This window comes from Micromonospora sp. CPCC 206060 (assembly GCF_036906895.1).
GTDB lineage: Bacteria > Actinomycetota > Actinomycetes > Mycobacteriales > Micromonosporaceae > Micromonospora.
The window spans coordinates 32,339-44,504 of sequence record NZ_JBAKHU010000040.1; the positions used below are offsets into that span (position 1 = coordinate 32,339).

3 protein-coding genes are annotated in these 12,166 nt (G+C 73.6%); all 3 read right to left on the reverse strand.

Going from position 1 to position 12,166, the window contains the following annotated elements:
* Positions 1-43 precede the first annotated feature (43 nt).
* The 3 genes from V6U90_RS22310 to V6U90_RS22320 are packed head-to-tail and all read right to left on the reverse strand — an operon-like array spanning position 44 to position 12,140.
* A complete protein-coding gene (locus V6U90_RS22310; RefSeq protein WP_334439942.1) occupies positions 44-3,265 on the reverse strand; it encodes a non-ribosomal peptide synthetase in 3,222 nt (1,073 codons plus the stop codon).
* Positions 3,262-8,877 (reverse strand): non-ribosomal peptide synthetase/MFS transporter, encoded by a 5,616-nt coding sequence (locus V6U90_RS22315; protein WP_334439945.1) that lies wholly within the window; start codon positions 8,875-8,877, stop codon positions 3,262-3,264. Before V6U90_RS22315 ends, V6U90_RS22310 begins: the two co-directional genes overlap by 4 nt.
* On the reverse strand, positions 8,874-12,140 hold the full coding sequence (locus tag V6U90_RS22320) for a non-ribosomal peptide synthetase (protein WP_334439948.1): 3,267 nt from the start codon (positions 12,138-12,140) through the stop codon (positions 8,874-8,876). Before V6U90_RS22320 ends, V6U90_RS22315 begins: the two co-directional genes overlap by 4 nt.
* Positions 12,141-12,166 lie beyond the last annotated feature (26 nt).

The following is a 12,166-nucleotide window of genomic DNA, read 5'->3' on the forward strand; positions in this document are numbered from 1 at the left end:
TCGCCTGCCCGTACCCCGGGCAGGCGACCGACGCGCAGGTGCCTCAGGAACCCGCCTCCAGGGCGGCCAGCAGCGCCTCGGTGTCGGTGTCGGCCAGGCGCAGCGCCAGGATCTCCAGCGCGTGCCCTTCCACCGTGGTGACCTCGAAGCAGCGGCGAAGCGGGAACTCCACCCCGTAGCGCTCCCGCAGCCGACCGACGAGCTGCACGGCCAGCAGCGAGTGCCCACCCAGTTCGAAGAAGTCGTCGGCGACGCCGACCCGGTCCCGGCCGAGTAGCTGCGCCCAGAGGGCACACAGCTCCTCCTCCAGCGGGGTCCCCGGCGGCTGGTAGACGGCGGCCACCTGGGTACGGTCGGCGCCGCCCGGTGCCGGCAGCGCCGACCGGTCGACCTTGCCGCTGGGCAGCGTCGGGAAGTGTGCCGTCAGTACGAACGCCTGTGGCAGCAGCGTGACCGGCAGATGCCGGGAGAGCAGCTCACGCAGCCGGGCGGGCGCGTCGGTGGCGTCGCCGGCCCAGTCGACGTAGGCGACCAGGCCCCGCCCACCAGGGGCGTCGTCCCGGACCGCGGCCACCGCCCGGCGTACCTGCGGGTGCCCGGTCAGCACGCTCTCGATCTCGCCCAGTTCGACGCGGACGCCGTGGATCTTCACCTGCGAGTCGGTGCGCCCCAGGTACTCGACGGCACCGTCGGCGCGCAGTCGGGCCAGGTCGCCGGTGCGGTAGAGCCGGCCCCCGGCCGGACCGTGCGGGTCGGGTAGGAACGACCCGGCGGTGCGGCCGGGCCGGCCGAGGTAGCCGCGCGCCAGCTGCACCCCGCCGAGGTACAGCTCGCCGGGGAAGCCGACCGGCAGCGGTTCCAGCCACCGGTCGAGTACGAGCAGCCGGGTGTTGGCCACCGGCCGGCCGATCGGCACCGGTCCGGTCCCGGCCGGGTCGAACGGCCACGCCGACACGTCGATCGCCGCCTCCGTGGGACCGTACAGGTTGTGCGGCCCGGTGCCCGGCAGGCGCTGGTGGCAGCGTTCGGCCAGGCTCCGGGTCAGCTCCTCGCCGCTGCAGATGATCCGGCGCAGCGACCGGCACTCCCCGATCCCGTCGGCCGCCACGAACAGCTCCAGCATCGACGGTACGAAGTGCACGGTGGTGACGTTGCTCCGGATGATCTCGTCGCGCAGGTACGCCGGGTCACGCTGCCCGTCGGGGACGGCCAGGACCAGCCGGGCGCCGGTGACCAGCGGCCAGAACAGCTCCCACAGGGACACGTCGAAGCCGGCGGAGGTCTTGTGCAGCACCGCGTCGGCACCGTCGAGGGTGAACCGCTGCTGCATCCATCCCAGCCGGTTCACCAGCGCCCGGTGGCTGGTGAGCACACCCTTGGGGCGGCCGGTGGAACCGGAGGTGTAGAGCAGGTACGCGGCGTTGTCCGGGTGCAGGGCGGTTGGCGGCACGGTGTCCGGCCACGGCCGCCCGTCAGGCTCGTCGACCAGTACCGTCGCCGGCCCGGACGCGGCGAAGCGGTCCCGCAGACCGCGTTCGGTGAGCACGACGGCGGCGCGGGAGTCGGCAAGCTGGAATGTCAGGCGGGCCGGCGGGTGGTCGGGGTCGAGGGGGGCCAGCACCCCGCCGGCCTTGAGTACCGCAACGAGGGCGACGACCAGTTCGACGCGGCGCGGAACGCAGACGGCCACCGGGACCTCCGGGCCCACCCCGAGGTCGCGCAGGTGGTGGGCGAGCCGGTTGGCCCGGGAGTGCAGCTCGGCGTAGCTGACGGTGTCGGTGCCGCTGACCACGGCGACGGCGTGCGGGGTCCGCTGCGCCTGGGCGTGCAGCAGGTCGGTGAGCAGCGCCGGAGACGGCAGCGGTACGTCCGCGCCGTGTCCGGCGGCGAGCACGGCGGCCCGCTGCGCGGCGGTGAGCAGCGGCAGCCGGGAGATCGGCCGGTCGGGATCGTCGAGGGCGGCGGTGAGCAGGGTGGTGTACGTGTCGGCGAGCCGCTGCACCGTCGCGGTGTCGAACAGGTCGGTGGCGTACTCCAGCCGGCCGTGCAGCCGCCCGTCGCGGATGTTGAGGTCCAGTGCCAGGTCGACCTTGACCGTGCCGTTGGCGATCTGCCCCCGGGTGTCCGACGGCACCAGGTTGAACGCGACCTGGTAGAGCGGGGGCCGGCTGAGGTCACGGGTGCGCTGGAGGTCCTCCACGATGCGTTCGAAGGGCAGTTCCTGATGGTCGATCGACTCCAGCAGGGAGGCGCGGACCCGGCGCACCGTGTCGGTGAAGCTCGGGTCACCGTCGAGGTCGGTACGGATGACGACGGCGTTGACGAACATGCCGATCAGGGGTTGGAGCTCGGGCAGTGCCCGGCCGGCCATCGGACAGCCGACGAAGATGTCCGGGTGTCCGGCCCAGCGCGACAGCAGGGTCTTGAACGCGGCGAGCAGCGTCATGAACGGGGTGACCCCGCGCCGCTGCGACCACTGCTCGACCCTGGTGGTCAGGGCCGCCGACAGCGCGAACTGGTGCACCTCGCCCCGGTAGCTGCGGACCGGCGGGCGGGGCCGGTCGGTCGGCAGGCCCAGCTCGTCGGGCAGGTCGGCGAGGACCCGGCGCCAGTGGGCCAGTTCGGCGCCGACCCGTTCGTCGGTGAGGCGTCCGCGCTGCCAGACGGCGTAGTCGGCGAACTGGATCGGCAGGTCGACCAGGCGTGGTGGGCGTCCCTCGGCGAGCGCGGCAGCGCACTCCAGCAGTTCGGTGACGAACGGGTCCGAGGAGGCGCCGTCGAACACGGTGTGGTCGCAGATCCAGATCAGGCGCAGCTCGTCGGCGGCGAGCCGGACCAGCCGGGCCCGCCACAGCGGGGCGCGGTCGAGCGCGAACGGCCGCGCCGCGTCCTGGCGGGCGAGCCGGTGGAAGGCCGGTTCCCGCTCCTCGGCGGGCAGCTCCCGCAGGTCGGTCTCGGTGACGTCCAGCTCGGCTGCGGGGTGGATGAGCTGCACGACGCCGCCCCGGCCGCCGGTACCGTCGGCGGCGGCACCAGCGGCGTCGGCGCCGTCAGCGTCGGCGCCGAGCCGGAACGTGGTGCGCAGCGCCTCGTGCCGCTGCACCAGCAGGGTCAACGCCCGGCGGACCAGCGTCAGGTCGTAGTCGGGCGGCAACGGGATCCACAGGTTGACGTTGTAGACCGCGAGGTCGGGCTCCAGGCGGGCGAGGAACCACATGCGTTCCTGCCCGGAGGCGGCCGGGAAGACATCGGGCTCGGCGGTCACGCGCTCTCCACTGGTCGATCGGGGGCAGGTACGGGCCCGGTGGCCCGCTGTCGGACGGTCCGCGCGCCGACCAGGTCGTCGGGATCGGCGTCGGGTACCTCGTCGTCGAAGCGACGGAGTGTGCGGGTACGCAGCGCGGCCAGGACCAGCGCGGTGAGCGCCACGCCGAGCAGGATGTACAGCAGGCCCAGACCCCGGCCGGGTCCGGTGCCGATGACCGCGCCGACGGTGGGGGCGAGCGCGCCGTCGGCGGTCATCAGCGGCTGGAGCAGCTTCTCCCCCAGTGGCGCGACGACCGCGAAGCCGAGCGGCAGCGTGGACCAGGCCACCGCCTGGTTGAGGGCGATGACCCGGCCGTGGAACCGTTGCGGCAGTTTGACGTGCACGACCGTCAGGTAGATGCCGTTGACCACCGACAGGGTGCCCCACAGCCCGAAGGCGCCGAGCCCGACGGCGAGTACCGACGGGTGCACGCCGGTGACCGCGCCGAAGACGCCGAACAGCAGCGACACCAGCAGCATGCCCCGGACCCGGCGCCGGGCCGGGCCGCCCCAGAAGGCGACGATGAGACCGCCGAGTGCGGCGCCACCACCACCGATGAACGACACGGTGCCCGCCGTCGACATGTCGCCGAACGACAGCGACAGCGGCATCAGCGACATCAGCAGCGGCGCGAGCAGGATGTTGAGCAGCGCGAAGTACCCGATCAGCGCCCGGAAGGACCGGTTGCCGAACGACAGCCGGAAGCCCTGGGCGATCTCGGTCGCCAGCGGTTCCCGTGGCGTGTACGCCATGGTTTGCGGGAACCGGGTGGCGAGCAGGATGCAGATCCCGATCGCGAAGCCGACCAGGTCGAAGACCAGGATGCCGCCGAGGCCGATGGTGGACAGCAGGGCCACCGCACCCAGCGGCGCCACGAACTGGGCGATGCCGTTGGCCAGTTGCACCAGCCCGTTGGCGTGGCCCAGGTACTGCTTGGGCACCAGCTGCGGGACCGCCGTGGTGTAGCCGAGCCGGTGCGCGGTCAGCGCCACCGACAGCAGGGTCACCAGCGGGTAGGTGTGCCAGATCGCCAGGTTGTCGGTCCAGACCAGCAGCCCGAGGACGAGTTGCACGGTACCGGCCGCGCAGCTGCCCGCGATCATGACGCGGCGCCGGTCCGAACGGTCGACCAGGGCACCGATCAGCGGTGCGACGAACACCCCCGGCACGATGGCGAGCATCATGAACACGGCGAACTGCGCCAGCGAGCCGGTGGTCAGGTAGACCCACAGGGGCAGGGCGAAGTCGGTGAGCGCGGTGCCGGTGAACGACACCAGCTGGCTCACCGCGACGGCGAGGAACCGGCCCAGGCCCGGTTGCGGGCCGGCCGGCACCGGCATGGCGGTGTCCCGCCGGGCACCGGCCACCGACACCGACTGCGTCCACCAGCTCGGCCGGGCACCGCGCGGGGCGGAGTCCACGGTGTACGTGTCGATCCGGGACCCGGTCGCGGCGGTGACGGTGTCCGGGGCGCCGGTCAGGATCTCGGCCAGCTCCTGCGCGCGGTACCGCAGGAAGTAGTGGCCGGCCTCGTCGAGGACGACCAGCCCGGTGGTGGCGGTCAGGAAGTGCCACTCGCGGAACCGTTCGGCGTAGAAGTCGGTGGCGACGTCCCGCTCGCCGACCACCGACACGATCGGCGCCCGCAGCGGCACCGGGTCGCTGGCGAGCAGCCGGGTGAAGTAGTCCTCGGCGAGGCGGGAGTCCCGCCGCAGGCTGGCGATCATGAATTTGACCTGCTGCGGTTCCAGGCCGGCCACGTCGCCGCCGGTGGCCCGCAGCCGGTTCTCGTAGGCGCGGTCGCCACCGAGCCGGTCGAAGCGCACCAGCCGGGACAGCGGACCGGCGATGCGGCCGGCCGGCCGGGCGAAGGGGAAGATCCCGCCCACACAGACCGCGGCGAGGTCCCGGCCGTCGGCCTCCAGGCAGCGGGCCGTCTCCACGGCGAGCGCGCCGCCGATGCCGCAGTGGCCGTAGATGACCAGCGGCCCGTCGACGTGTGCGCCGATCTCGTCGGCACAGCGCCGGGCGACCACCTCGATCGGTTCGGTCACCTCGTCGGGCCGGGTCGGGTCGTGCCCGGGGATCGCCACCGCGTACAACGCCCGGTCGGCGGGCAGGGCGTCGGCGAGCGGCTGGTAGACCATCGGCTGGCCACCGCCGAAGGGCACGCAGACGTAGGTCACCGTCGGGGTGCCGGCCGACCGGGGGGTCAACCGGTGCAGCATCCGGGGGCCCGGGTCACCGTCGGCCGGATCGTCGGCCGCGTGGTCGATCAGGGCGGCGAACTCCCGCACGGTGGGGTGGCGGAACAGGTCGGTCACTCCGAACACCGGCGCCGTGTCCGGGTCGCCCGGCAGCGCCCGCCGCAGCCGGGTGACCGTCTGGATCGCCGCGATGGAGTGCCCACCGAGGTCGAAGAAGTTGTCGTCCAGGCCGGGTGACGCCACCGCGAGGGTCTGCCGGAACACCTCCAGGACGATCCGCTCGGTCGGGGTCATCGACGCCGTGGTGTCGCCGCCGGCCGCGACGGGCCCGGTCACGGCGGCCGTCTCCGGCGCGGGAAGGCGTTTGCGGTCCACCTTGCCGTTGCCGGTCAGCGGCAACCTGGGCAGCGTCACGTAGTGACTGGGCACCATGTACCCGGCGAGCCGGTCGGTGAGGTACCCGCGCAGCTCGGCGGGCGTCGGTGCGGCGCCGTCACGGGGCACCACGTACCCGACGAGGATCTGCTCGCCGTCGTGCCGCAGGACGGCCACCACGCACTCGGCGACCCCGGGGCAGCGGGACAGGTGCGCCTCGATCTCACCCAACTCGATCCGGTACCCGCGGATCTTGACCTGGCTGTCGACCCGACCCAGGAACTCGATCACCCCGTCGGGCCGGTACCGGCCCAGGTCACCGGTGCGGTACAGCGGCTCGCCGGTGACCGGATGGGGGAAGAAGCTGGCCGCCGTACGCTCCGGGTCACGCCAGTATCCCCGGGCCACGCCGACCCCGCCGATGTGCAGTTCACCGGTGACGCCGACCGGCACCGGGTGGCCGTGCCGGTCCAGGATGTGGAAGCTCTGGTTCGCCAGCGGTGTGCCGTACGGGATGGACCGCCACTGCGGGTCGACCGCACCCACCGGGTAGGAGATCGACCAGATGGCGCCCTCGGTGGCGCCGCCGAGGCTGATCACCCGGGCATGCGGCGCGACGGCGCGAATCCGGTCGGGCAGGTCCAGCGGGATCCAGTCCCCGGAGAGCAGCACCAGACGCAGCGAGGTCAGGTCGGTGCCGTCCTGCTCGGCGTGTTCGACGAGCAGTTCCATCAGGGCGGGCACCGAGTCCCAGACGGTGACCTGGTGTTCGCTGACCCAGCGGGCCCAGGCGGCCGGGTCCTTCGCCGCCGCCGGCTCCGGCATCACCAGCGTGCCGCCAGCGGCGAGCAGGCCGAAGATGTCGTACACGGACAGGTCGAAGCTGAGCGCGGACACGGCGAGTACCCGGTCGTCGGGGCCGACCGTGAAGCGCTGGTTGATGTCGCGGATCGTGTTGACGGCGGCCCGGTGGTCGATCACGACGCCCTTGGGGTCGCCGGTGGAGCCGGAAGTGAAGATGACGTACGCCAAGTCGTCCGGCCCGGCTGGATCAGCCGGCGCGGTGCCGTCCGGCGCCTCGTCGCCCGGTGCTGGCCCGTCGTCGGTGACCACCAGCGTACGGACGTCCGCCGGCCATTCCAGACGGTCGACCAGCCACGGCTGGGTGAGCGCCAGCCGGCAGCCGCCCCGCTCGATCAGGTGGTACCGGCGGGCCGACGGCAGGTCCGGGTCGACCGGCAGGTACGCCGCCCCGGCCAGTTGGATGGCCAGCGTCGCCACGACCTGCTCGGCGCCACGTTCCATGACCACGGCGACCAGGTCACCGGTACGGGCACCGGCAGCAGTGAGCGCGCCGGCCAGCCGGCGTACCCGCCGGTCCAGCTCGGCGTAGGTCAGCGGGCCCCGGGCATCGCGCACGGCCACCGCGTCCGGCGTGCGGGCGGCCTGCGCGACGACCAGCCGGTGCAGGCAGGTCGGCGGGCCCAGGTCCTGTGCGGTGTCGTTGCGCCGGGCGGCCTCGGCCAGCTCCTGCGCGGTCAGCATGTCCAGCCGCGACACCGGGGTGTCCGGCTGCGCCGCCGCCGAGGTCAGCAGCGACGTCAGGTGCCCACCGAGCCAGCCGATCCGCTCCGCGGCGAACAGGTCGCTGTTGTAGACGAACATGCACTCCAGCCCGTCCGGCGACGGGAACGCGTACAGCTCCAGGTCGTAGCGGGTGGCGTGCAGGTCGAACGGGAACCGGGTGGCGGTGAGCGGGCCGTCGGCCGGTCGCGGCTCGGGCGCCGGTTGCAGCACGAAAACGGTCTGGAACACCGGCGGCCGGCTCGGGTCGCGCACCGTGTCCAGTTCCTGGACCACCTGCTCGAACGGGAGGTCCTGGTGCGACCAGGCGTCCAACGCGGTGTCCCGGACCCGGGTCAGCGCCTCGACGAAGGTCGGGTCGTCGGCGAGGGCGGCCCGCATCGGCAGCATGTTGACGAACATGCCGACCAGGCGGGCCAGCTCCGGCAGCGGCCGACCGGCGACCGGCGAGCCGACCGCGAAGTCCGGCTGGCCGGTGTGCCGCAGCAGCAGCACCTGGTACGCGGCCAGCACCGTCATGTACAACGTCGCGCCGGTCCGGTCGGCCACCGGTTGCAGCGCGTCGAGCAGGGTGCGGTCCAGCCGGAAGTGGTGCGAGGCGCCGGCGAAGGTCTGCTCCGCGCCCCGGGCGCCGTCGACCGGCAGTTCCAGTGGTGGGACCCCGGCCAGCTGTCGCCGCCAGTACTCCCGGGAGGCCGCCAGGCCGCCGGTGGCCACCCGGTCGCGCTGCCAGAGCGCGTAGTCGCCGTACCGCACCGGCAGTTCGGGCAGCTCCGGCGGGATATCCCGGGCGTACGCCGTGTAGTGGGCGAGCAGGTCGTCGGCGAGGACGTCGGTGGACCAGCCGTCGCTGACGGTGTGGTGGGTGCAGACCAGCAGCACGTGGTCGGCCGCGTCCAGCCGCAGCAGCACGACCCGCAGCAGCGGGCCGGTACGCAGGTCGAACGCCCGCGCCGCCTCGGCGGCGGCCAGGTCCCGGGCCGCGCGTTCCCGCTGCGCCGGGGTCACGCCGGCCGTCGTGACGTCGTGCACCGCGATGTCCACCGGCCGCACCGGATCGACCTCGATGCACGGTACCCCGTCCTCGGTGGGCGGGAACCGGTAGCGCAGCACGTCGTGCCGGGTGACCACCCCGGTGACGGCCCGGCGCAGCAGCTCGACGTCGAGGTCACCGTGCAGCCGCAGGCACAGCGGGACGGTGTACGCGCCGGTGCCCGGGGCGAACTGCTCCATGAACCAGAGCCGTTCCTGCGCGAACGACAGGGGTGGTGCCCCGGTGTCGTCCGGGCGGCGCGGGATGCGCGGCGCGGCCGGGCCGGAGCGGCGCAACCGTTGGCGCAGCAGCTCCCGCTTCTGGGCGGACAGGTCCACATTGCCCGAGGAGAGGCCCGGTGAGGTGGTCACGTCGGCCGCCCCCGGTCGGCGAGCAGACGGGCCGCCTCCTGGTCGGAGAGCTGATCGAGGTCGGCGGCGATCAGCTCCTCGATCACCGTGGCGAGCTGGCCGACGGTCCGGTGGGTGAACAGCGTCCGCAGCGGAATGTCCAGTTCGGTGGTGGCGCCGAGTTCGGCGAGCGCACGGATCGCGAGCAGTGAATTGCCGCCGAGGGCGAAGAAGTCGTCGTCGGCGCCGAGCCTGTCGCGTCCCAGCACCTCGCCGAAGACCTCGGCGACCAGCAGTTCACTGTCGGTCTGTGGTGGTCGGGACGGCGCCGCCGCCGGCACGGTGACCGGGGCGGGCAGCGCGGCCCGGTCCAGCTTGCCGCTGGGCAGGACCGGGAACGCGTCCGGCACGACGAACGCGGCGGGGATCATCGCCTCCGGCAGTCGGGTGCGCAGGTGTGCGCGCAGCGCCGTCGCCGGGTCGTCGTCGCCGGCCCAGTCGACGTAGCCGACCAGGGCCCGGCCGGCGGGCTGGTCGTCGCGGACGGTCACCACGGCCCGGCGTACCTGCGGGTGGTCGGCGAGGGCGGCCTCGATGTCACCCGGTTCGATGCGTACCCCGCCGAGTTTCACCTGGTCGTCGGTGCGGCCGACGAAGTCCAGCTGCCCGTCGGCGCGGCGGCGCACCAGGTCACCGGTGCGGTACATCCGCCCTCCCGGTGCTGCGCCGTACGGGTCGGGCAGGAAGCGGTCCGCCGTCAGCGCGGGATCGGCGTGGTAGTCGCGGGCCACCCCGGCACCGGCCAGGTACAGCTCACCGACGCAGCCCACCGGGGTCGGCTCGTACCGCTCGTCGAGCACGTAGGCGGCGGTGTTGGCCACCGGCGAGCCGATCGACACCGGCTCGCCGGGACGCACCCGACTGCGGGTCGACCAGATGGTGGTCTCGGTCGGGCCGTAGAAGTTCCACAGCTCACCGACCCGGTCCAGCAGTCGTTCGGCGAGCCTGGCCGGCAGCGCCTCACCGCCGCTGATCACCCGGGGCAGTCCGGGCGGTAGCTGCGGCAGCAGCGCCTCCAGCACCGACGGGGGCGCCTGCACGGTGGTCACCGCGTGGTCGGCGATGAGGGCCCGGACCTGGTCGACGGCGTACACCGAACTGGCGCCGGCGACGACCACCGCGCCGCCGGTCAGCAGCGGCGCGAACACCTCCAGCGCGGCGATGTCGAACGACACGGAGGTGAGGAACAGCCACCGGTCCGCCGGACCGCAGCCGAGGGTGCGGGCCACATCGGTGACCAGATTGACCACCCCCCGGTGCGGCACCCGGATTCCCTTGGGCCGCCCGGTGGAGCCGGAGGTGTAGATGAGGTACGCCAGGTCGTCCGGGTCACCGGATGCCGATGGCGCCTCGTCGGCCGGCCCGGATTGTTCGTCGTCGAGGTCGATGGTGGTCACGTCGGGCCAGGGCGAGGCGCCCCGGGTGAGCACCACCGGCACACCGGCGTCGGCGACGATCTCCCGCAGCCGGTGGGTCGGGTACCCCGGTTCCAGGGGTACGTAGTGGCAGCCGGCCCGCAGCACCGCGAGCAGCGCCACGACGAGGTCGGCGTCGCGGGGCAGCAGCACCGCCACCGGGGTGTGCGGGCGCAGTCCCCGCTCCCGCAGCCACCACGCCAACCCGTTCGCCCGCCCGTCCAGTTCCCGGTAGGTGAGCTGCCGCCCGGCGTCGAGCACGGCCACCGCGTCCGGGGTACGGGCCGCCTGCCCGGCGACCAGCTCGTGCAGCGTTCGCTGGGGATAGGCGGCCACGGTGTCGTTGCACTCCCGCAGCACCAGGTGCCGTTCGGCGTCGTCGAGCATCGTCAGCCGGGACAGTGGCCGGTCCGGCGCGGTGACCGCCGAGGCCAGCAGGGTCGCCAGGTGACCGGTCAGGCGGCGGGCCGTACCCGGGTCGAACACCTCGCTGACGCTGAGCTGAAGCTCCAGATCGTCCGGGTACTGGTTGACGTCCAGTTCCACGTCGACCTTGACATGCCGCAGGTCCGGCGCCCACGGCGTCGCCGTCACGCCGGGCAGCGCCAGCAGCCCGGTCCGGGCCGGCTGGAGGTTGAACATGGCCTGGAACAGCGGGGTACGGCTGGTGTCCCGGTCGGCGCCCACCTGCTCGATGAGCTGTTCCAGGGCGACGCCCTGCTCGGCGTACGCCCGCAGGGCGTCGTCACGTACCCGGGCCAGCAGCTGCCGGAAGGTCGGGTCACCGGCCAGGTCGGCGCGCAGCAGCAGCGTGTCGGTGAGGCAGCCGACCAGCGGCCGGACCTCGGGCCGGTCCCGCCCGGCCATCGGCGAGCCGATGCAGAAGTCCCGCTGTCCGCTGTGCCGGGCCAGCAGCACCTGGTACGCGGCGAGCAGCGTCATGAAGACGGTGGCCTTCTCCGCCTTCGCCAGTTCGGTGACCCGGGCGGACAGCAGCGGGCCGAGCCGCCGCGACGCCGACCGCCCCTTCGCGGTGCGCACCGACGGCCGGGGCCCGTCGGTGGGCAGCACCAGCGGTGGCGCCGCGCCGACCCGTTCGCGCAGCCGCTCGATGCGCCCGGTCTGCTCCGCGTCACCCGACCGGGCCCGCTGCCAGGCCGCGTAGTCGGCGTACTGCACCGGCAGGTCGGGCAGGTCGGGGACCGTCCCGGCCAGCAGGGCCGGGTAGTCGCGGGACAGTTCGTCGGCGATGACGGCCAACGACCAGCCGTCGCCGGCGACGTGGTGCAGCACGAGGCAGAACACGTGGTCGTCATCGTCGAGTCGTAGCAGCGCGACCCGCAGCAGCGGCGCCCGCTCCAGGTCGAACGGGGCGTTGACCAGCTCATCCACCAGTGCCCGGGCGTGTGCCTCCCGGTCCGTTGCGGTCGCGCCGTCGACCGCCACGACCGTCACCGGCACCGTGCGGCCAGGCTCGGGGACCTGCACGGGCCGGCCGCCGCGGATCGGCAAGCCGGAGCGCAGCACCTCGTGCCGGGCGACGACGGTGTCCAGGGCGCGTTGCAGCAGTCCGGCGTCGACCGGACCGTGCAGCCGCTCCACCAGGTGCAGGTGGTACGCGGTGTCACCCGGGTCGAACCGCTGCAGGAACCACAGCCGCTCCTGCGCGTACGACAGGGGGGCGTCCACGCCGGACGCCCGGCGCGGGATCGTGGCCGCCGCCGTGCCCGGCGCGGCGAGCAGCCGTGCCTCCAGGGCGGCGCGCTGCTGCGGGGTGAGCCGGGCCAGCCGCTGGTGCAGATCCGTCACGGGCGCAGTGCTCCCTTCCGTTCGCG